The sequence below is a fragment of the Streptomyces sp. NPDC002619 genome (assembly GCF_042889305.1).
In the GTDB taxonomy this organism is placed as follows: Bacteria; Actinomycetota; Actinomycetes; order Streptomycetales; family Streptomycetaceae; genus Streptomyces.
On sequence record NZ_JBIAQV010000008.1, the window covers coordinates 67,309 to 86,980 of the forward strand.

The 19,672-nt window shown below is 69.3% G+C and carries 21 protein-coding genes, 1 tRNA gene and 1 pseudogene; 2 read left to right on the forward strand and 21 right to left on the reverse strand.

What is annotated here, in order from left to right; translation table 11 throughout:
* Positions 1–324 precede the first annotated feature (324 nt).
* From thrB to ACFYXB_RS15945, 6 genes and pseudogenes are all read right to left on the reverse strand, one after another.
* Complete coding sequence (gene thrB / locus ACFYXB_RS15920; RefSeq protein WP_389582220.1) at positions 325–1,254, reverse strand: homoserine kinase; 930 nt, start codon at positions 1,252–1,254, stop codon at positions 325–327.
* A 349-nt stretch (positions 1,255–1,603) separates the two neighbouring features.
* Entirely contained in the window at positions 1,604–2,662 is a 1,059-nt protein-coding gene (gene thrC / locus ACFYXB_RS15925) for a threonine synthase (RefSeq protein ID WP_389582223.1), read from the reverse strand.
* 6 nt (positions 2,663–2,668) lie between these two features.
* Positions 2,669–3,961: a homoserine dehydrogenase gene (locus ACFYXB_RS15930; RefSeq protein ID WP_351350276.1), complete on the reverse strand. Its 1,293-nt coding sequence runs from the start codon at positions 3,959–3,961 to the stop codon at positions 2,669–2,671.
* 165 nt (positions 3,962–4,126) lie between these two features.
* Positions 4,127–5,518, reverse strand: a complete 1,392-nt coding sequence (gene lysA / locus ACFYXB_RS15935) for a diaminopimelate decarboxylase (protein ID WP_389582227.1) — start codon at positions 5,516–5,518, stop codon at positions 4,127–4,129.
* A gap of 107 nt (positions 5,519–5,625) precedes the next feature.
* The gene (gene nrtL, locus ACFYXB_RS15940; RefSeq protein ID WP_389582229.1) at positions 5,626–6,621 is read right to left on the reverse strand and encodes an ArgS-related anticodon-binding protein NrtL; all 996 of its coding nucleotides are present in this window, start codon (positions 6,619–6,621) and stop codon (positions 5,626–5,628) included.
* A gap of 375 nt (positions 6,622–6,996) precedes the next feature.
* A pseudogene (locus ACFYXB_RS15945) lies at positions 6,997–7,458 on the reverse strand (response regulator); the annotation flags it as partial.
* 153 nt (positions 7,459–7,611) lie between these two features.
* Here ACFYXB_RS15945 and ACFYXB_RS15950 point away from each other — a divergent pair.
* Positions 7,612–7,683 (forward strand) — tRNA-Arg (locus ACFYXB_RS15950).
* 250 nt (positions 7,684–7,933) lie between these two features.
* Here ACFYXB_RS15950 and ACFYXB_RS15955 read toward each other — a convergent pair.
* From ACFYXB_RS15955 to ACFYXB_RS16025, 15 genes are all read right to left on the reverse strand, one after another.
* Positions 7,934–8,296 carry a hypothetical protein gene (locus ACFYXB_RS15955; RefSeq protein ID WP_389582232.1) on the reverse strand — a complete coding sequence of 121 codons (363 nt, stop codon included), beginning with the start codon at positions 8,294–8,296 and terminating at the stop codon, positions 7,934–7,936.
* Positions 8,297–8,763: 467 nt separating this feature from the next.
* Positions 8,764–10,137, reverse strand: a complete 1,374-nt coding sequence (locus ACFYXB_RS15960) for a tyrosine-type recombinase/integrase (RefSeq protein WP_389582234.1) — start codon at positions 10,135–10,137, stop codon at positions 8,764–8,766.
* The gene (locus ACFYXB_RS15965; RefSeq protein ID WP_389582236.1) at positions 10,134–10,328 is read right to left on the reverse strand and encodes a helix-turn-helix transcriptional regulator; all 195 of its coding nucleotides are present in this window, start codon (positions 10,326–10,328) and stop codon (positions 10,134–10,136) included. Before ACFYXB_RS15965 ends, ACFYXB_RS15960 begins: the two co-directional genes overlap by 4 nt.
* The gene (locus ACFYXB_RS15970; RefSeq protein WP_389582239.1) at positions 10,304–11,623 is read right to left on the reverse strand and encodes a replication initiator; all 1,320 of its coding nucleotides are present in this window, start codon (positions 11,621–11,623) and stop codon (positions 10,304–10,306) included. The genes ACFYXB_RS15965 and ACFYXB_RS15970 overlap by 25 nt, the downstream gene beginning before the upstream one ends.
* 130 nt (positions 11,624–11,753) lie before the next feature.
* Positions 11,754–12,002, reverse strand: coding sequence for a SpdD protein (locus tag ACFYXB_RS15975; RefSeq protein ID WP_389582242.1), 249 nt, complete (start codon positions 12,000–12,002; stop codon positions 11,754–11,756).
* 14 nt (positions 12,003–12,016) lie between these two features.
* On the reverse strand, positions 12,017–12,211 hold the full coding sequence (locus tag ACFYXB_RS15980) for a hypothetical protein (protein ID WP_389582245.1): 195 nt from the start codon (positions 12,209–12,211) through the stop codon (positions 12,017–12,019).
* Between the two features lie 11 nt (positions 12,212–12,222).
* A complete protein-coding gene (locus tag ACFYXB_RS15985) occupies positions 12,223–12,414 on the reverse strand; it encodes a mobile element transfer protein (protein ID WP_389582248.1) in 192 nt (63 codons plus the stop codon).
* Entirely contained in the window at positions 12,414–12,614 is a 201-nt protein-coding gene (locus tag ACFYXB_RS15990; protein WP_389582251.1) for a hypothetical protein, read from the reverse strand. Before ACFYXB_RS15990 ends, ACFYXB_RS15985 begins: the two co-directional genes overlap by 1 nt.
* Before the next feature lie 18 nt (positions 12,615–12,632).
* Positions 12,633–13,268: a DUF2637 domain-containing protein gene (locus tag ACFYXB_RS15995; RefSeq protein WP_389582254.1), complete on the reverse strand. Its 636-nt coding sequence runs from the start codon at positions 13,266–13,268 to the stop codon at positions 12,633–12,635.
* The gene (locus tag ACFYXB_RS16000; protein ID WP_389582257.1) at positions 13,268–13,474 is read right to left on the reverse strand and encodes a hypothetical protein; all 207 of its coding nucleotides are present in this window, start codon (positions 13,472–13,474) and stop codon (positions 13,268–13,270) included. The genes ACFYXB_RS15995 and ACFYXB_RS16000 overlap by 1 nt, the downstream gene beginning before the upstream one ends.
* An 82-nt stretch (positions 13,475–13,556) precedes the next feature.
* Positions 13,557–14,936 carry an FtsK/SpoIIIE domain-containing protein gene (locus ACFYXB_RS16005; RefSeq protein WP_389582260.1) on the reverse strand — a complete coding sequence of 460 codons (1,380 nt, stop codon included), beginning with the start codon at positions 14,934–14,936 and terminating at the stop codon, positions 13,557–13,559.
* A gap of 5 nt (positions 14,937–14,941) precedes the next feature.
* The gene (locus tag ACFYXB_RS16010; RefSeq protein WP_389582263.1) at positions 14,942–15,292 is read right to left on the reverse strand and encodes a hypothetical protein; all 351 of its coding nucleotides are present in this window, start codon (positions 15,290–15,292) and stop codon (positions 14,942–14,944) included.
* Positions 15,293–15,417: 125 nt separating this feature from the next.
* The gene (locus ACFYXB_RS16015; RefSeq protein WP_389582265.1) at positions 15,418–16,146 is read right to left on the reverse strand and encodes a GntR family transcriptional regulator; all 729 of its coding nucleotides are present in this window, start codon (positions 16,144–16,146) and stop codon (positions 15,418–15,420) included.
* A gap of 89 nt (positions 16,147–16,235) precedes the next feature.
* Positions 16,236–16,673 carry an ATP-binding protein gene (locus ACFYXB_RS16020; protein WP_389582268.1) on the reverse strand — a complete coding sequence of 146 codons (438 nt, stop codon included), beginning with the start codon at positions 16,671–16,673 and terminating at the stop codon, positions 16,236–16,238.
* Between the two features lie 275 nt (positions 16,674–16,948).
* Positions 16,949–17,689 carry a GntR family transcriptional regulator gene (locus ACFYXB_RS16025; RefSeq protein ID WP_389582270.1) on the reverse strand — a complete coding sequence of 247 codons (741 nt, stop codon included), beginning with the start codon at positions 17,687–17,689 and terminating at the stop codon, positions 16,949–16,951.
* A gap of 80 nt (positions 17,690–17,769) precedes the next feature.
* Between ACFYXB_RS16025 and ACFYXB_RS16030 the strand changes: the two genes are divergently transcribed.
* Positions 17,770–18,864, forward strand: coding sequence for a DUF1152 domain-containing protein (locus tag ACFYXB_RS16030; protein WP_389582273.1), 1,095 nt, complete (start codon positions 17,770–17,772; stop codon positions 18,862–18,864).
* Positions 18,865–19,672 lie beyond the last annotated feature (808 nt).

Genomic DNA, 19,672 nt, shown 5'->3' on the forward strand with positions numbered 1-19,672 from the left:
GTGGACCGTGCCGGGGCGGTGGTCCGCCTAAACGGCGGAAGAGATATCTGGTGATGGCGCTACCACTGAGCCGTGGCACTCGGTGTCACGTGGAGTGGTCGCACCGATTCCGGAGCGTGCCCAGCGTCCCGCTCAGTGCCCGCATACGTACTGCCCAAGTACGGGATACGGAACATCGAGTGGCTTGGGAGACTCCCGGAAGAATGTCTGTCCCGGACGGGGACAACAAGCACCTCGCCATGGTGGGGTCGGGTGCAGACTTGAGGTTAACACTACCGGATCCAACAAACATTCCCCCTCTCCAAATCCGGCAACCGTACGTAGTCAATTGTCGCCGGGGGCCATGAGCGGCAGCACACTCGCTCCCTGCAGGTCGAGGCCGAGCCGGTTGGCGGCCCAGTCCACGCCGGCCAGGGCCTCGATCTTGTCCGCGGTGCCGGCGTCGGCCAGCGCCATGACGGTGGGTCCTGCGCCGGAGATGACGGCCGGGATCCCGTCCGCGCGCAGCCGCTCCACCAGCGTGGCGCTCTCCGGCATGGCGGGCGCGCGGTACTCCTGGTGGAGGCGGTCCTCGGTGGCGGGCAGCAGCAGCTCGGGGCGCCGGGTGAGGGCCTCGACGAGCAGGGCGGCACGGCCCGCGTTGGTGGCGGCGTCGACGTGCGGCACGGTGCGCGGGAGCAGGCCGCGCGCGGTCTCGGTGAGGACCGGCTTTCCAGGCACGAAAACCACCGGAACGATGGAATCATCGGGGTCCATCCTGATGGCGCGGGCGGCGCCGGCCTCCATCCAGGAGAGGGTGAAGCCGCCGAGCAGACAGGCCGCGACGTTGTCGGGATGCCCCTCGATCTCGGTGGCGAGCTCGAGCAGGGCGGCGTCGTCGAGGCGGGCCTCGCCGCCTATGGTCACAGCGCGCGCGGCCACGATGCCGGCGCAGATGGCGGCGGAGGAGGAGCCCAGGCCACGCCCGTGCGGAATGCGGTTGGCGCAGACGATCTCCAGGCCGCGGGGCTGCCCGCCCAGCAGGTCGAAGGCGGTGCGCAGGGACCGTACAAGAAGGTGGTTCTCGTCACGCGGGAGCGTCTCGCTGCCCTCACCCGCGATGTCGATGTGCAGCCCGGAGTCGGCCACCCGGACGACGACGTCGTCGTAGAGCCCCAGCGCGAGGCCCAGGGCGTCGAAGCCCGGACCGAGGTTGGCGCTGGTGGCGGGGACGCGCACCCGGACGGCGGCGGCGCGGAACGCTGGACCGGCCATCGCTCGTTGACTCTCCTTGAGCTGCGTGATGGTCGAATGACATTCGATACATATGTGAGGGCCCTCGGGCCGCGAAGACGGCGCGACGCCCTGCCACCTGCGAAGGCATATGCGGCGGGCGGGTTCAGTACAGCCTATCGAAGGAAGGTTCTGTGGCGACATAGGGCGCACAGGAGGCGCACGATGCGTGTCGCAAGCCCCCCGTGCACCCCTGGTAGGGAGTCCCCGTGTCAAGACGCCACGGGGACTCCCGGGGTTGCGCGGTCGAGGGTCGCTCGAGCGGGGCCCGAGCGACCCTCGTACGACCCTTGTACGGCCTTCAGATCTACGGCGCTCAGATCCACGGCCCTCAGACGAGGCCCAGGCGCTCGGCCGCCGTCGCCGCGTCCACCGGTACGGTGACCGGCTGCGGGGCGCCCGCCACGGCCCAGTCGGGGTCCTTGAGGCCGTTGCCGGTGACCGTGCACACAATGCGCTGGCCGGGGTCGACCTTGCCCTGCTCGGCCGCCTTCAGCAGACCGGCCACGGACGCGGCCGAGGCGGGCTCCACGAAGACGCCCTCCTGCGCGGCCAACAGCCGGTAGGCGCGCAGGATTTCACGGTCCGTCACCTCGTCGATGAAGCCGCCGGACTCGTCCCTCGCCTGAAGGGCGTACTTCCAGGACGCGGGGTTGCCGATACGGATCGCGGTCGCGATCGTCGACGGGTCCTTGACGACCTCGCCCCGCACGATCGGGGCACTGCCGGAGGCCTGAAAACCCCACATTCGGGGGGTCTTGGTGGACACGCCGTCGGCGGCGTACTCCCGGTACCCCCTCCAGTACGCCGTGATGTTGCCCGCGTTGCCCACCGGCAGCACATGGATGTCGGGGGCGTCGCCGAGCATGTCGACGATCTCGAAGGAGGCGGTCTTCTGCCCCTCGATGCGCGCCGGGTTGACCGAATTGACCAGCGCCACCGGGTAGTTGTCGCTGAGATTGCGGGCGAGGGTGAGGCAGTCGTCGAAGTTGCCGTCGACCTGGAGGATCTTCGCGCCGTGCACCAGGGCCTGGCCCATCTTGCCGAGCGCGATCTTGCCCTGCGGGACGAGTACGGCACAGACCATCCCGGCGCGCACCGCGTACGCGGCGGCGGAGGCGGAGGTGTTGCCGGTGGAGGCGCAGATGACGGCCTTCGCCCCCTCCTCCTTGGCCCTGCTGATGGCCATGGTCATGCCGCGGTCCTTGAAGGAGCCGGTCGGGTTGGCCCCCTCCACCTTCAGGTGGACCTCGCAGCCGGTGCGCTCGGAGAGCACCTGCGCGGGCACGAGCGGCGTGCCGCCCTCGCGGAGCGTCACGATCGGCGTGGTGTCGGATACCGGCAGCCGGTCCCGGTACTCCTCGATGATTCCGCGCCACTGGTGGGTCATTGCTGGTTACTCTCCTTCAACCCGCATGATGCTGGCGACACCCCGCACGGTGTCGAGCTTGCGCAACGCCTCGACGGTCCCGGACAGGGACGCGTCGGACGCACGATGAGTGACGACGACGAGGGAGGCCTCCCCGTCCTTGCCCTGCTGCCGAACCGTATCGATGGACACCCCGTGCTCGGCGAACACGGTGGCCACCTGGGCCAGTACACCCGGTTTGTCGGCGACGTCCAGGCTGATGTGGTAGCGCGTGACGACGTCGCCCATGGGCGAGACCGTCAGGGCGGCGTACGCCGACTCGCCCGGACCCGTCGACCCGTTGAGCCGGTTACGGCAGACCGCGACGAGGTCGCCGAGCACGGCGGAGGCGGTGGGAGCGCCGCCCGCGCCCGGGCCGTAGAACATGAGCCGGCCGGCGGCGTCCGACTCGACGAACACGGCGTTGTACGCACCGCGCACGGAGGCGAGGGGATGGCTCAGCGGGATCATCGCGGGGTGCACGCGCGCGGTGACGGACGTCCCGTCCTTCGAACGCTCACAGATGGCGAGCAGCTTGATGGTGCAGCCCATCTGCTTGGCGGAGGCGAAGTCGGCGGCGGTGACCTCGGTCATGCCCTCGCGGTAGACGTCGTCGAGGCGCACGCGCGTGTGGAAGGCGATCCCGGCCAGGATCGCGGCCTTGGCGGCGGCGTCGAACCCCTCGACGTCGGCGGTCGGGTCGGCCTCGGCGTACCCCAGGGCGGTGGCCTCGTCGAGGGCCTCCTGATACCCGGCCCCCGTGGAGTCCATCTTGTCGAGGATGAAGTTGGTCGTGCCGTTGACGATGCCGAGCACGCGGTTGACCTTGTCGCCGGCGAGGGACTCGCGCAGCGGGCGGATCAGCGGGATGGCACCGGCGACGGCGGCCTCGTAGTAGAGGTCCTTGTCGTGTTCGTCCGCCGTGGCGTGCAGGGCGGCGCCGTCCTGGGCGAGGAGCGCCTTGTTGGCGGAGACGACGGAGGCGCCGTGCTCGAAGGCGGTGGTGATGAGGGTGCGGGCGGGCTCGATGCCGCCGATGACCTCCACCACGACGTCGATGTCGCCGCGTTTGACGAGGGCAGTGGCGTCGGTGGTGATCAGTTCGGCGGGGATTCCTTCCCGCACCTTGGAGGGCCGCCGTACGGCCACGCCCGCGAGCTCGACCGGGGCTCCGATCCGCGCGGCGAGGTCGTCGGCGTGCGTCGTCATGATGCGCGCCACCTCTGAGCCGACAACCCCGCAGCCCAGCAGCGCCACCTTCAGCGGACGCGTACGCATCATCCGACCTCGTTTCCTCATACCGTCGACGGTTGGACCAGTCTCACGCACCGGACGGGAGTTTCTACCCTTCGTCCGGATCGTGAGACATCTATTCCATTTTTCCGGGACCGGAAGACGGGAGATCTTCCGGTGCCTTCGCTTGTTGTGCTGGTTGTTCTGGTGCGGTCATCCGACGTCGAGCCGCAGGAGGTCCTCCTCGGTCTCGCGGCGGACGATCACCCGGGCCCCGTCGTCGTTCACCGCGACGACGGGCGGCCGGAGCACGTGGTTGTAGTTGCTGGCCATGGAACGGCAGTACGCGCCGGTGGCCGGCACCGCGATCAGGTCACCCGGTGCCAGGTCCGCGGGCAGGAAGGCGTCCTTGACCACGATGTCGCCGCTCTCGCAGTGCTTGCCGACGACGCGGACGAGCATCGGCTCGGCGTCGGAGGCGCGGGAGACGAGCGCGACGCTGTATTCGGCGTCGTACAGCGCAGTGCGGATGTTGTCGGACATGCCGCCGTCGACGGAGACGTACGTGCGCAGCCCGTCGAGGGGCTTGATGGTGCCGACCTCGTAGAGCGTGAAGGCGGTGGGCCCGACGATGGCGCGCCCCGGCTCGACGGAGATGCGGGGCGTCCGCAGCCGGGCGGCCTCGCACTCCCGGCTGACGATCTCGGTGAGGGCCTTGGCGATCTCGTGCGGCTCACGGGGATCGTCGTCGCTGGTGTAGGCGATCCCGAGGCCACCGCCGAGGTCGATCTCGGGCAGCTCGACCCCGTGCTCGTCGCGGATGTCCTTGAGCAGTCCGACGACCCGGTGGGCGGCGACCTCGAACCCGGACATGTCGAAGATCTGCGACCCGATGTGGGAGTGGATCCCGATGACCTCGAGCCCGTCGAGTTGCAGCGCACGCCGCACGGCTTCGGCGGCCTGCCCACCGGCGAGCGGAATCCCGAACTTCTGGTCCTCATGGGCGGTGGCGATGAACTCGTGCGTATGGGCTTCCACACCCACGGTGATCCGGATCTGCACCTTCTGCCGCTTGCCGAGTTCCTGCGCGATGTACGCGACCCGCACGATCTCCTGGAAGGAGTCGAGCACGATGCGCCCGACGCCGGTCTCGATCGCGCGGCGGACCTCGCCGGTCGACTTGTTGTTGCCGTGGAAGGCGATGCGGTCGGCGGGCATGCCGGCGGACAGGGCGGTGGCCAGTTCGCCGCCGGAGCAGACGTCGAGGTTGAGCCCCTCCTCGTCCAGCCAGCGCACGACGGCACGCGACAGGAACGCCTTCCCGGCGTAGAAGACGTCGGCGTCGGGCCCGAAGGCGGTACGCCACGCCCGGGCACGGGCCCGGAAGTCGGTCTCGTCGAGCACGTAGGCGGGCGTACCGAACTCCTCGGCAAGCCGCTTGACGTCGACCCCGCCGACGGTGACGACGCCCTCGGTGTCCCGGGTCACGGTCTGGGCCCACACCTTGGGGTCGAGGGAGTTGAGATCGGTGGGCGGCGCAGAGTAGTGCCCCTCGGGCAGGACGTCGGCGTGCCGGGGCCCGGCGGGGTGTGCGGAACGGCTCATGTCGGTGGCTCTCTGACTCTCAGTCTCGTTCTCTGGGCTCTAGGGATTCGCGGGGGCTCTCGGAGGATGTCGTTACTCTCGTGGGCTCTCGTGTCTCTCTCGGGCTCTTAGAGGTGTTCGGGCGCGTCGATGCCGAGCAGGGACAGGCCGCCGGCCAGCACCGTCCCGACGGCTTCGGCGAGCGCGAGCCGGGCGCGGTGGGCGGCCGAGGGTTTTCCCTCACCGTGCGGAAGAACGGTGAGAAGGAAGGGCAGTGCGGCATCGGCGACGGTGACGAGGTGCCGGGCAAGCCGATCCGGGGCACGGTGCGTGGCGGCCGCGGTGAGGGTGCGGGGGTGGTCGGCCAGGGCGGTGAGGAGGGGGCGTACGTCGGTCTCGGCGACGTCACCGGGACGGGCTAGGTCACCGGGTTCGGCGGTGAAGCCGAGGCGGGCGGCGCCACGGCCGACGGCCCGGGTACGGGCGTGGGCGTAACGGATCCGGAAGAGGGGGTTGCCCTCGCGCTGGACGAGATGATCGGCGGTGATGCGGGGCCTGTCGTGCGGGGCGGGGTGCAGCAGGGCCCAGCGGGCGGCGTCGGGCCCGAGCGGCGCGGGGTCCTCGGGAGTCGGCACCGGCCGCAGATTGACGGGCTCACGGTGCTCGATCTCGACCCGCCCGCCCTGAGTCGCCACGATCCGCACCAGCGCGTCGGCGACGACCTCGGCCCGAGCCTCGTACGGCACGCGCAGCTCGACGACCTGCCCGGCGAGGGCGTCACTGTGCCCGTACACCGCCCCGAACTCAAGGATCTCCCGCACGAGCGCGGTGGCGTCGAGCCCCTGGCGGAGGCTGATGTTGAGGAACCCGGGCCCGGTGACGACGACGCCCTCGACGCCGTCGGCCTCCTCGATGTGGGCCTTGAGGATCTCGGCAACGCGCAACGGCTGCTGCTCGGCGGCACGGGCCAACTGCAGGGCGATGTTGCTGGCGTAATCGCCACACCCCCCGGGCCCCGGCACGGTGACCACGACCCGCTCAGGCACGGTGACACTCAGCTCCCCCGCCTCGACAGCACGCCGCACCGCGCTCAGCACGGTACGGGAGAGCTCTACGGGGGTCACGGGACAAGCGTATGGGAGGAGGGGGGCGGGTATGCGAGCAGGTTTGGGGTGGGTCCGGGATGTGGACGGGGTGGGGGGACGTCGTTGGCCCTTGGTCCGGGGGACCGGGCAGCGCCGTCCACCTAGCCGAAGTACGGACCAGGAAGTCGAAGACATGAAGGAAGCGGAGGAAGATCAGCGCCTGGTACGACCGGCACGCTCGGCGGACATTTCGGCGCCGCCGATGCCGTCGTCACTGAGGTCACGACTCAGGTCACTGTCGAGGTCACCGCTGGGAGGTTCCGGAAAGCCACGGCCGAGGTCCGGCCCAAGGGTGTCTCCAAGGTCACGAAGGTCACCGACGAGGTCACGGCCGGAGTCGTCACTGAAGCCCTCACCGGAGCCGTCACCGGCACCACCCGGCACCCCATCGCCCGAGTCCCCGAGCCCCAGCCCGTACTCACTCCCCGATCCCATCCCCCTCCCCAGCTCGATCAACTCCCGTACGAGGTGTACGAGTTCGGCGGGCTCGAAGGGCTTGGCAAGAAAGGCATCGACGCCGGCGTCGAGCCCACTCTCCACTTCAAACTGCGTACAGGCACTGACGATGGCGAGGGGCAGATCACGAGTGCGGGGATCGGCACGCAACCGAGCGGCGGTACGCAACCCGTCCAGCCGGGGCATGACGACGTCAAGCGTCACGACATCGGGCCGCACCTGATGAACCACATCAAGACACTCGGCACCATCGGCCGCGGTCACGACCTCGAGACCCTCCAGCTCGAGATTGACCCTGATCAGCTGCCGGATGACCTTGTTGTCGTCCACAACAAGCACCCGACCCGACGCGCCTGGCACCCCTCGAGAGTAGGTCCGCACCGGCCACCGCGTCCGCGTTTTCCCCACTTCCACCCCCGCGAGCGACGCCCCCGAAAACCGGTTCCTGATCACCCCGACAGAGCTGGTAGTGTTCTACCCGTCGCCGCGAGCAAACAGCTACGCGCCGGACACGCCCCCGTAGCTCAGGGGATAGAGCAACGGCCTCCGGAGCCGTGTGCGCAGGTTCGAATCCTGCCGGGGGCACCCAGCATGAGGTGCCCAAAGACCCCGTCACCAGCGGAAACGCTGAGGCCGGGGTCTTCGCGTATGTGCAGGCGTGTGCGACTCGAAGCGGGCGTATGCCGGGGTCTGTGGACTATTCGTGGACAGGATCTTTGGACGTCTACCCAGGTCAGCCCGACAAATGAGAAGGCCCCCGGACACGTCCAAGCTCCTTCGTTCCCAGACATAACGGAGGGGCGGCCGGACCGCTCCGACCGCCCCACGCGCGTGATCACCCCGCTAGGGCGTCCAGGGCGTCAAGCCCGTGGTTGCAGCACCCGCCGCAGTACATGCGCTTCCGGCCCTCCGCGTCCGCGATCCGGTACGCCGAGCCCTCGGCCCGCAGGTCCGTTCCGCAGTCGGCGCACATCAGGCCCATGCGAAGGGCCTGCTTGTCGGTCCACCACAGCCAGTGGCACGCCCACACCCCCCTACACACTGCCATGCCCTCCGGCCGGGGCTCCAGGTAGACGAACTCGAAGACCTTGCGCGCGTCCTCCGGCAACTCGTCCATGTGCTCTCGGAGGGACGGCATCCAGCGCACAAGTGCCGCCAGCTCCGACCACGGGACACGGACCTCCCGTCCCTTCCGCATCTCCCCTTCTTGCGACCCCGGAGGCATGAGTCGCAAGCCGGTGATCGTGCTGCGGACCCCCAACAACTTCAGGTCCGCCGCCACAGCGTCCGCGTCGGCGCTCCCGTCGAATACATCGTCGTCCGGCCGCCAAAGCGCCAGGCCGTCACGATTCAGGACGCTGTTCGCACTCACGGTGGCGACCACGCGGCTCTGTGCCTCTCGCTGTTCCGGCGTAGCGTGGCCTTCCCCCCCGTCCCCTGCGCGGCTTGTTCGCCTTCTGTCGTCACATCTACTCCTCCTCCACCGGGGCCGAAGGTGCGTCACGGCCCCACCCCAGGCCTCAAGACTCGATCAGGTAGCGGACACATGCGGCTCCTCCGGCCTCTGCCGCGTGAATGAGCGCCAAGCGGCGGCCCTTCAACGCACCAAGTAGTTCCTACCGGACATGTCCATCTGTGGAGTATGAGGGTTCCTTGGGTGGTTGATCATTCATACTCCCGTAGCAACTCCTCGATCTTGCGGTTGGCGATCTCCTGACGTCCGTCGAGGCACTTGGCATAGCGGCTCAGCAGGACCTCAACGCTGTTACCCGCGCGTTCGGCGACCTCGGTCGGATCTACCCCGGAGTTGAGCCATGTCGACAGCGCCGAGTGCCGGAGGTCGTACGGTCGGGCAGCGAGCGGCGAGGCGACCGCAGCCGGCGGGAGCGCCAGCGCACGGGCCTCCTGCCAGACGCGGTAGTACGTGGACGAGCCGACCACTCCCCCACGCTCGTTGGTGAACAGCCGCCCGTCCTCGGCGGTGCCGAAGGTGTCGAGGTGTTGCCGGAGGATGGCGACGAGCTGGGGCGGGATCGGCACGATGCGGACCTCCTCCGCCGGCCGGTTCTTCAGGCCCCGGTCGTCGTGGGTCTCGCCGGAGTCCGTCCACTGCTTGCCGACACTGGGACGCGTCCGATTCAGCAGGACGGTCCCCCAGCCGACCTCGGGCAGCTTCACGTCCGCGCTGGTGAGGCCCACGGCCTCAGCCGGTCGCAGAGCGCCGTAATACATGCAGGCGAACAAGCCAACGAGTCGACGGCCACGCGCACGGCCGTACCCACCGACGTACGAGACCGCGGTCAGCAAGGCACGAGACTGCTCGGGATTGGCGACCACCCGGGGATCCACCTCCCCGGCGACCTTCGGCTTCTTCCACCTGATGCCCGTGATCGGGTTCTCCTTGAACTCCCCGAGGTCCACCGCGTAGTGCAGCGCGTTGACGAGTGTCCGACGCTTGCGCCGGACGGTCTCCGCGGCCGCCGCCGTCCCATCCAGCTTCAACTTGAGTGAGTCCAGGACGGCCCTGCCGATCGCGGCGTCACCGAGGTCCGAAAGCGGACGCGACGCCTTGGCCACCCAGTGCAAGGTGTTCGCGATCTCGCTCGGCAATTCGCGCTCGTCCGGGCCCGGGAGGACGAAGGCCCAGTTGCGAAGCGCCTTCCTGATCAGTTCCTCGGACGGCTGTCCCGGTCGCTCGTCGAGGAGCGCCATCGTCACGGCGGTCAGCGCCTCATTGATCCCGTTGCGCGTGTTCGGCGCTGCGTGCGGCCACTTCATGGCGAGGTACTTCAGAGCGAAGGCGTACCAGGTCATCGAGGCCGCCTTTTCGACCATCGAGTCGGGCAGCCCTGTCACCGTGTCGAACTCTTCGCCGGCATGAGTGGCGCGGAGCAACTTGGACCGGTAGTGATCCGCTAATCCTTTGGTGCGGAACTGTTCGGAGAACACGTTCCCGGTGACAGTCCATCGGACGTCATAGGAGGACTTCTTGGTGCTCCTCTTCCGGACGCCCCATACCTTCACGTCGAGTGACTTCACGCCGCTGCCTCCAGCTGCCGCAGCCAGGTGGTGAAGTCGCTCCGCCAGACTCGTAGCTCACCGTTGGGCAGCTTGAAAGCTGCCGGGCCATGCCCCAACTCACGCCACCGGTAGAAGGTCCGCCGGGAAACCCCGCCCAGCTCGTCGAGGACCTGGGGCACGGTCATCAGCTCGTCGCGTCGGCGGTCCATGTCGGTTCTCCTTCCGTTCCGGGGGCGGGTTCGAGGGAGGCGGTGAGCCAGGCCTCAGCGCTGCTGAGACCGGTGCCGGCGAACACCCAGTGGGCGAGGACGAGCGTGGTTTCGCCTTCCTGCGGCATGGCCGGAGCGGCTTGGGCTCGGCGCCATTCGGCGCGGGCGTCGCGGAGGGCGCCGAGGGTGGTGGAGTAGCGGCGGGACTTGGTGGAGAAGTGGCCGCGGAAGCCGAGCATGTGGGCCCAGGCCCGCAGGCGGAGGTCTGCCAGCTCACGGCGTACACCCAGGGTCCAGGCAGTCCGGATCATGCGCCGGGCATGTTCGGTGATCCGCGCTTGCGCCAGCTCGGCTAGGAAACGTAAGGGCCGGTCGAGGGTGCCCGTCGCCGTCTCGGCGCCCTTGGTGGCGTACTTGGCGACGTATGACGCGACGGCCCGCTCGGTCAGCTCCTGGCCGCCCTCGAAGTCGGCGGAACGGATCGGGCGGACGTCGAGTTGGCGGCCGAAGACGAAGGCGTGCGGCCGGCCGTCGACTTCCGTTCCCTCCACTCGCGCGGCAGTGGCGGCAGCTCGGATGGCGTCGGTCAGCAGCTCGGCCGTCGCCCAGGCCGGGGGTGCGGTCTCACCGCCTTCCGGGCCGTCGAGGCGGATGACCGCGTGGAAGTGGACGGCACCCCGCTTCTGGTACTCGGCCACCTTCGCGAAGGAGACGCGCGCGTGATCGCGGAAGGCTCGTTGGGTGAGTCCGGCTCGCTTGGCGACCTCCCGGCGGAGGTAGATCGAGAAGCGCCGCCACAGAGCGCCGGCATGCGCGTTCCAGAGCACGGCCGCTTCGTAGTCGTAGGCGTCCTCGTCGAGGGGGGTCCCCAGGGCCGGGTCCTGGTCGTCGTGGCGGATGCCGCAGCGGCAGGGACGACCGCTGGAGGGGCGGTTGTGGACCGGGCCGAAGCTGGGGGCGGTGAAGGTGGCGAAGACACGCGGGTGCGTGGCGACCCGTTCGGGGGTGCCCTTGCCGCCACGCAGACCGGCGGTGATCAGGTGGTAGGTGTCGCGTCGGTAGGTCTCGGCGCAGGCCGCGCACCGGGTGGCCCGGCGGTTGTTGCAGCGGACGAGGAGCTGACCGGCCGGGAGGGCGGTGGAGTCCAGGTGGTGCAGGGTGCGGCCGATCTCGCCGGTCGTGGTGTCGATCTCGTATTCGGTGCGGTGGCCGTCGAGGCGGACGGGGCGGGTGCAGCCGCCCAGGCCGGACAGCTGGCGGGCCAGCTCGGGCAAGGTGCCGAGGGAGGCCAGCATGGAGAGTTCCGCCAGCGGGGGCGGTGTCTGCCGGGTGATGATGGCAGTTCCTTTCGACTGTTTCGGCGGTTGCGAGGGACGGCCCCGGGGCGGCGGGATGCTTGGCGGCGTTTGCCGCCCCGGCGGCCGGTCAGCGCTTGTTCGCGCCGTTGATGAGCGAGCGCAGGACCACGGCGGCGATGGACACGGACACGGCCGTGACGGCGACCGCCGCCAGGAGCGCGGTGAGCACGACCCCGACGACGACCACCGCGGCGACCGCGCCCACGTAGGGGGTGAGGGAACCGCCGGCGGAGGGCACCGGGGCGTGGCTGTGCTGGGGGCTGATGGTGTTCGACGTGGGCAGGGTCGGGATGTCGGGCAGCTTTGGGCGGAGCACGGCGTGCCTCCTTGTCAGTGGTGGGTGCCGTTGACGACGTCGACCCCGGAGCGGGTGCCGGAGTCGATCGCGGGGGCGAGGAAGGTCCGGGAGAGCAGGAAGCCGAACAGCGCGATCACGACGACGATCCAGACGCGGACGCCGAGGAACTTGATCGCGCCCCAGGCGATGAGGCCCAGGACCAGGACGAGCGGCAGTGAGACGGTCACGGGAGCTCCCTTCAGCGGACGCGGCAGCGGTGGGTACGGGCGGCCAGCTCGGCCGCGGCACGGGTGTCGTAGTCGGTGGAGAAGCCGCAGCGCGGGGCGGTGCAGGCCGCGGTGTGCCTCTCGCGGCCCCGGGCGTCGTAGTAGGTGGCGACCTGAACGGGGCCGATGCGGACGACTCGGCGGAAGCGCGGGTTGGCGGGCATCAGGGCAGCTCCTTGGAGTCCTGGTGGTTCTCGCCGGTGAAGTTGGTGACGTGGTCGACCAGCCACCGCCGGATCTCCTCGCCCTCGTCGAAGTCGGCGGTGAGGATCACGGGTTCGGCGATGAGCATTGCTTCGGTGAGGCGGTTCTGTCGGGTCAGCTCGGCAGCGCGGTTCAGCGCGCGGAGCGTGGACGGACGCACGGTGGGATGTCCTCCGGGTCAGGTGAGGTGGGCGGTGATGGCTTCGGCGAGCGGCATTGGGACGCCGAGGCGGGCACGCAGGGTCGAGGTGTCGATGGCTGTCCCGGTCCGCGTCCGGTGTTCGTCGGCGACCTTGCGGGCCAGGGCGACGAGGGCGGGCGGAACGGGCACAGGGGCAGGGACAGGGAGGGGTGCCGGCGAAGTCTCGGGGCGCGGCTCGGGAGCCGAGTCGGTCGAGGCTCCGAGGTCGTCGCTGTCTGTCGGGACCGGTTCCGGCGACGGCTCTGGTCTCCGTGAGCCGTGCGCGAGAAGCGTTCCGCCGAGGAAGGCGATCGCAGGCCATCCGGCGACGAGGATGCGCAGCCAGTCCGGCACGTCGCCCAGGTCGAGAAGGCCGGCGGTCGCGACGTTCGCGCCGAGTGACGCGGTCAGAGCGACGACGAACCAACACCACGCGGCCGGCTTCGACCCGCCGGAACGGAGCCGGTGCCAGGCGGCGACGAGGAGCAGGTCTACGGAGACGGGGTAGGCCCACGCCTTCCATCCGTTCTGCCCCGCCGCCGCAGCCAGGTCGTGCAGGTGGGCAAAGGACAGCGCCCCGGCGATGACGGCTTGGACCAGGACCGCGTCCACGCGGACGGCGGGGCGGGCCATCACGACGACTCGCCGGGGTAGTCCGGGCCATCGTCGGGGTCGTAACCGGGCAGGAAGACGTCAGGCGGCGGCTCGGGCAGGGACGCGGCCAAAGACGGCGCTACCGATACGACGAACTCCTCGTCGGCACCCGACGTGTCGGCGTAGAGGGCGAGTTGACCGAGTAAGGAGACGGTCCGGAGGAAGTCTTCGCAGTCGGGGCACATGGCGAGTGCTCTCCTTCTTTTGGGCGTGACGGGGTAGGGACTCGGCGCGTGAACACGGCGCCGGTCTTGGGATCGGGCGTGGTTACTCGGTGACCGGCCGCGGACTGCTCGACGGCCCGGCGGGCTTCTCAAGAGCCGCAGGACGGGCGTACGGCCGGAAGGGCGAAAGGGCCGGTACGTCGGGGGCTAGGTGAGCCGAGGCCCGGCAGATGGCCGCAGCGTCGGCGAGGGTGAGGTTGGGGGTACGGATGCGGGACCAGCCGCCCGAGGTGTCACCGACGACGGCGAGGCCGGGTCGCTCGGAAGCGATCGCGCAAGCGGCCGATACGGCCTCCGGGGCGATGTCCCCGAGAGCCATCTTGGCCGACGCCTCGTCGTTGACCCGATGGCAGACGCGGCCGGTGAGCTGCGCACGCAGCATGGTCGCGCCCTTGCCCAACTCGGCGCCGAAACGCTGTCCGCAGACCTCCAGGTAGATGCCGGCCGCTCGGCCGAGCTGGGCGAGGCGGATGAGCTGGGTCACCATCTCGTCGCGGCGTTCTTCCTCCTTTCGCGTCGCGACGAGGAAGAGTTCCGCCACCTCGTCGACGAACAGCACGACGGGCGCCGGACGTTCGGCTTCCGGCAGACCCCAGATGTCGGAGGTGATCAGTTCGTCCGGGGTGCCCGGGGCGACTCCCTGCCGGGCCTTGATCAGGTCGTATCGGTCCTCCATTTCCTTGACGAGCGCGGGCAGCAGCCCGGCCGCCTGGTCGGGGTCTGTGGCCAGCGCGGACAGCCGGGCGGCGAACGGTGCCAGCTCGACACCGCGCTTGCAGTCGATGCCGACCAGGACGACCGACTGAGCGGCCAGGCCGGCGAGCAGGTTCCGCAGGTACATGGACTTGCCCGACAGCGTGGCGCCGAGGACGAGTTCATGCGGTACGGCGCGGTAGTCGCGGACGTACGGGATCGCGTCCTCCCGCAGGGCCACGGGGACTTGGAGAAGCCCCAAGGCCGTACGGCTGCGGGGCATGCGCACCTTTCGTAGAACGTCGAAGCCGACGAGCCGCAGTTCGACGACCCCGGGCTTGACGTCCCGGACGTGCACGGCGTGGACGCCCCAGGCGTGCCGCAGCCGTTCGGCCGAGGCCGCCACATCCGCCGGCTCTTGGCCGGGAGCCAGACGCAGTCGCACACGCAGGCCGGTCGCGGTGGGCCGGATGAGGCCCCGGCGGGGCGGAACCGGCCGGATCTCCCGCCGGGTGGTGGCCTTGACTGCCAGGGCGCGCCACCGCGGAGGCTCGACGGTCAGGCCGCAGGCGTCCATCGTCGAGGTGTACGAGGCCAGCAGCCGGGCCACCGACACCGGGAGCCCGACCGTGGGCCAGTACGCCGCCGGGTGAGCGTGCCGGACGTAGGCGGCGCCGCCTATCACAGCGAGCGACCCGCCCAGCTCGGCCACCGTCGCCAGGTCCGTCACGTCGATCAGCCCGCCTGAGCCATCGGGAAGTCGCCGGGGGCGACGGCGGTGGCCCGGTAGGCGATGCCGTGGCGCTGCTGGCCGTTGAACACGCTCTCCCACGGTCGGGCCACCAGTCCCGGCAGCGCGACCGGAGCGCCGACGGTCAGCCCCTCCGTGACTCCGCTCTCCGGGATGGTGACCTGGATCAGCGACGACTCGCCCTCGTCGATGTAGACGACGCCGACGGTCATCAGTGCCTCGCCGCTCACGGCGTCCTTCGCGATCTCACCGGTCTGCCGGTCGCGCACCTTCGGCGCCGGCGCTTCGGTGAGCAGGATCGTGGCGGTCGAGGCGTCAATACGGATCACACGCACTGAGATGTCTCCTTCTGAGTCAGCCAACCAACCTGACAGGTTGACTTAGCAAGTTCGAAGCTAGGATTGCCAGGTTGACTTGTCAAGCGTGATTCGAGAGCGATTTGAGGCGCCGTCAGGCAGCTTCAGTTCAAACGGTAGGTGTCCTCAAGTTCCTGCCGATCGGCAGGAAGGAGCACGTCAGAGACTTGCAACGCTTGCCCGGAAGCGTCGCAGGCGACCACGAGGACGCTCAGGACGGGGACACCGTCCGGTAGCCCGAGCAACGCCGCTTCGGCAGCGTCGGGCAGCCGCGCGGAAACCCGTTCCGTCACGTGATCGAAGCGCACCTTCTTGCGCGCCTCCAGGTGCTCGCGCACGCCGGTCGTCAACGCATCACCGCTGGCCAGCTCGGTCCCCTCGACGAGGCCGGCGGGGAAGTACGACGAAACCAGCTCGACCGCTTCGCCGTCCTCTTCGACCAGGAACCGACGCATGGCGACCTTGGCTCCCTTGGGCAGCCCCAGAGCTGAAGCCACACGCGCCGGAACCGCAACCTGACCGACCTCAACCAAACGCCCGGGGGTCTGCGACTCGTCACGCGCCAGGACCTCAAGGCCGCGCCGATCCTTCTCTTCGACGACCGCGGGCCGTCCGCGCACGATCGTCCCGTACCCCTGCCGGGACTCCAGCCAGCCATCCCGCTTCAGCAGCTCCAGCGCCCGCACGACCGTGGGGCGGGACATCCCGAACGCCTGCACCAGCTGGTTCTCACTGGGAACCCGCGTGCCAGGCGCGTACGTACCGTCCTCGATGCGACGCTGAATCGTCACCGCGAGGCGCACGTACTTGGGTGGCTCCACTTCATACGCCATGAACGCCGCCTGTCGAGATTGGCCAAGTCAACCGGTCAACCAGACTAGCGACTATCCCAGTGCAGCAGTAGAAGTGGGGCACACCTCCCTCATGCGGGCCAGGCATCGGCCATCACGAAGGAGACCACCGTTCCCCCGAAACGGCTCGGCCCGGAGTACCACGACTCGGCGATGGAGTCGACCAGGAGCAGCCCGCGCCCGTGCGCGTCACTGGCGTCCGGCCGGCGAAGGCGCACGCTCGCCGGGAACCCCGGGTTGTGCACCTCCACACGCAGCGAAGTGGCCTCCCGGAACCACTCCACACGCACTACCCACTCCTCGTCCGCCCGCCCGTAGAGGATCGCGTTGGTCACCAACTCCGAGATCATCAGCGTGCAGTCGTCGACCGAGCAGGCCGGGTTGTACGGGGCGATGAACTTCCGGAACCAGCGCCGGGCCCGGGGCACCGATTCCGGAGTCGGATGTAAGGTCATCGCTCCGAGCCGCGGCGAGTCCTCGCTGGGGCAGCGATCGATCACGTAGGCCATCCACGCTCACTCCTTGCCGCTGCCGTCACAGTCGAGGCAGCGCCGCTTCGACGAGGCACGCGTGCGGTCGTTGACGGTGGCGAGGGCCACCGACGTGCGCGAACTGACGCGTTTCCAGCCGCGCCCCCGGCATCCCCGGCAGGCTAAGCGCGTGCCCTGATCCGGTCGCTGACTCGTCACGCCATGCCCCCTTCTCCAAGTGGCCTTAGCCACTTAATGGATGGTGGCATTAGCCACTTCCGTCGCGCAAGCCGTTCGCGCGAACTAGCCCGCCATCAGGTGAGGGGGTAGCCCTGCTCGAAGGCCCAGCGGTGCGGCGGATAGGTCGCCTCGGCGAACTCCAGCGGCCGGTCCTGGAGGTCGTAGACCACGTGATGGACGACCAACACGGCCGAACCGAAGTCCAGTTGCAGGTCAGCCGCCTCTTCGTCGGTGGCGCTCCGGGCACACATGCGGTCCTCGGCGTAACTGCCCTTCCGCCCCGTCATGTTCTCGACGTACATCAGCGTCCCTTCCTGGATCCGTTCGGGTTCCAGGAGCTTGGGCGCACGCTGGCCGACATCCGGCGCGAACCACGACGTGGACAGGGTGATGGGGCCGTCCTGATTGTTGGTCACCCGCCGGCGGTGCACCGCCCGACGATCCTTCGTCAGCCCCATAGCCTCAGCGACATGATCGGGCGCGTCCATCCAGCCCGCCGACGTGATCACCGCGTACTCGCCGGGCGTGTAGATCTTCCCCGTCTGCCGAGCGCGACCGTACAACTCCCGGGCCCGCCGGTTGACTTCCAGACTCCGCACGTAGGTACCCGACCCCTGGCGCTTCTCGACGAGGCCCTGAAGGCTCAGCGCCTCCAGCGACCGGGCCGCGGTAGGCCGGGACACCTTCCAGTCCGCCGCCAGTTGCCGTTCCGAGGGCACCTCGTCCCCCGCCCGCAGGTCACCGCGAAGGATCTGATCACGGATGTAGTGGGCGATCTGGAGATACTTCGGCTGAGCCTCCTCGATCTGTGGCACGACCCCTCCTCGTTTAAGTGGCTATGGCCTCTGGCCACTATAGGGTGAGTGGCCAGCACCGAAGCCCGTAGTGTGGAACCATGACGCGGTTGATCGTCGCAGCAGGAGGAGGGGGCGACGCAGTCGCCTCCGCAATGCTTCACGCCGCTCTGTACGGCGACGAGGACCAGGCGGTGATCCTCACGTACGCCTGGGACCGCCTATTGGTCGACCCGGTCCCGGGGCCGCGAGGAGCCGACAACTTCAGGGGACTCGAACCCCTCACTCACTCCGTCCGGTCGGTGCCAGCCAAGGCGCAGCCGATCGCGCCGGCAGGCTCCACGCTCCCCCGACTCGCGGCAGAGCTCCCGCACACCTTCGCCTTGCTCGACCCGCACCACGGCGCCGAGGGCATCACGCGCCAACTGGAAGAGCTGGCGGACTACTTGGCCGCCACGTCGATCGATCTGCTGGACGTCGGCGGAGACATTCTCGCCCGAGGCGACGAACCCACGCTCAAGAGCCCACTCGCCGACGCCCTCACACTCGCCGCCTGCTGTCAGGTCAACGCCCCGATCCGGTTGCTGATCGCAGGCCCGGGCCTGGACGGCGAGATCCCACCCGACGACCTGCGCCCCCTGCTCGGCTCCCTCGTCCACACCTTCACAGCGAAGGACGTGGAGGTGATCGGCAACGTCCTGGAGTGGCACCCCTCCGAAGCAACAGCGATGCTCGCGGCGACAGCCCGCGGAGCCCGGGGCATCTGCGAGGTGCGCGACGCCGGCCTTCCCGTTCCCCTTACCGATGAGGACCCCACGGTCCACGAAGTCGACTTGGACGACGCGGTCAGCCGCAACAGCCTGGCCCGCGCCATCATGACGACCGCCACCCTGGAAGAAGCCGAGGCATACAGCCGCGAGATCTGCGGTTTCTCGGAAATCGACTACGAGCGCAACAAGGCAGCCTGGCTCACCGAGCAGCCGCCCACGGAGCTCGACGCTGCTGACGTACTGTCCCGACTCGACGAGTTCCAGGCCGAAGCCCGAGCGCGTGGAGTCACCCACACGACGTTCCGCCACATCACGGAGGCCCTGAACCTCAGCGGCTCCCAGCGAGGCGAGCTACGCCAACTCCTCATCAGCAGCTGCCCCGAGCAGTACGCAGCTCCTCTGTGGCGCATCCCAGCTGACGACTGAGTTACAACCTTCTTCACGGGATCAAGCCCCGGCTGCGCTCCGCTCCGCCGGGCGCGCTTCCCGGCTCCGCTGCGGGCGACGCTCCTGCCTTCGGCCCGCTCCGCCCGCGCTGCGCCGACGCGCGCCCACATGTGGGTAGAGCCAGTGGCTATGAGGCGATCACCGCAGAGCGCGGCCCACGGTCAGGGCAATGCCTCCGGCGGGGGATCGGCCGGCACCGGGATGGAGGGGGCGCCATTCCCGGCTGCGGGTCCGTAGGGGTGTGTTGTGGGGAGCTCCCATCCCGTCCGCCGTCGACCCAGGCGAAGCCGAGCAGACGCGGCCCATGGCGTCCAGGTCGTTCGTGCAGTGGCGCGCTCCACCTGGACGCCATGAACCACGCCCGCTCCACGATGTGTGGGTCGACGGCGGACGGGATGGGAGCTGGGGAAGGTGGAGGGTTGAGCCAACGCCATCACGGCGCCGCTCAGGGAGTGAAGAACATAGAGATGTGCCGATAGGCCCGGACAGGCTTGTATGCCCACAGCAACAAGCGGCAGGCTCCACGGCCGACCCCGGCGGACCAGATCGGCGCCTTCGCTCCGCAGCGCGGTGACGAGCTTGGCGCCAGTGTCGTGATCACACCAGCCACGAAGAGATCATCTTACTCCTGACCAGCAGTTACGGGACACCGTCTAGGCCCCCGAACCTGTCACCCGTAACTGCAGGGCACCCCATCATGATCGGAACCACAGCTGCCGTGACTGTGTCGCCGGTACCCTAGGTGCGCACTTCGAGGCAACGTGATCGCGCCGTGGCGCGGAGGAGA

What these genes read in the sequence shown, in the direction of transcription:
- thrB (WP_389582220.1), bottom strand. Translation starts at nt 1,254, where the DNA reads ATGGCCGGTCCAGCGTTCCGCGCCGCCGCCGTCCGGGTGCGCGTCCCC.
- thrC (WP_389582223.1), bottom strand. Translation starts at nt 2,662, where the DNA reads ATGACCCACCAGTGGCGCGGAATCATCGAGGAGTACCGGGACCGGCTG.
- ACFYXB_RS15930 (WP_351350276.1), bottom strand. Translation starts at nt 3,961, where the DNA reads ATGATGCGTACGCGTCCGCTGAAGGTGGCGCTGCTGGGCTGCGGGGTT.
- lysA (WP_389582227.1), bottom strand. Translation starts at nt 5,518, where the DNA reads ATGAGCCGTTCCGCACACCCCGCCGGGCCCCGGCACGCCGACGTCCTG.
- ACFYXB_RS15955 (WP_389582232.1), bottom strand. Translation starts at nt 8,296, where the DNA reads ATGCGGAAGGGACGGGAGGTCCGTGTCCCGTGGTCGGAGCTGGCGGCA.
- ACFYXB_RS15965 (WP_389582236.1), bottom strand. Translation starts at nt 10,328, where the DNA reads ATGGACCGCCGACGCGACGAGCTGATGACCGTGCCCCAGGTCCTCGAC.
- ACFYXB_RS15970 (WP_389582239.1), bottom strand. Translation starts at nt 11,623, where the DNA reads ATGCTGGCCTCCCTCGGCACCTTGCCCGAGCTGGCCCGCCAGCTGTCC.
- ACFYXB_RS15985 (WP_389582248.1), bottom strand. Translation starts at nt 12,414, where the DNA reads ATGCCCGCCAACCCGCGCTTCCGCCGAGTCGTCCGCATCGGCCCCGTT.
- ACFYXB_RS15995 (WP_389582254.1), bottom strand. Translation starts at nt 13,268, where the DNA reads ATGGCCCGCCCCGCCGTCCGCGTGGACGCGGTCCTGGTCCAAGCCGTC.
- ACFYXB_RS16000 (WP_389582257.1), bottom strand. Translation starts at nt 13,474, where the DNA reads ATGTGCCCCGACTGCGAAGACTTCCTCCGGACCGTCTCCTTACTCGGT.
- ACFYXB_RS16015 (WP_389582265.1), bottom strand. Translation starts at nt 16,146, where the DNA reads ATGGCGTATGAAGTGGAGCCACCCAAGTACGTGCGCCTCGCGGTGACG.
- ACFYXB_RS16020 (WP_389582268.1), bottom strand. Translation starts at nt 16,673, where the DNA reads ATGGCCTACGTGATCGATCGCTGCCCCAGCGAGGACTCGCCGCGGCTC.
- ACFYXB_RS16030 (WP_389582273.1), top strand. Translation starts at nt 17,770, where the DNA reads ATGACGCGGTTGATCGTCGCAGCAGGAGGAGGGGGCGACGCAGTCGCC.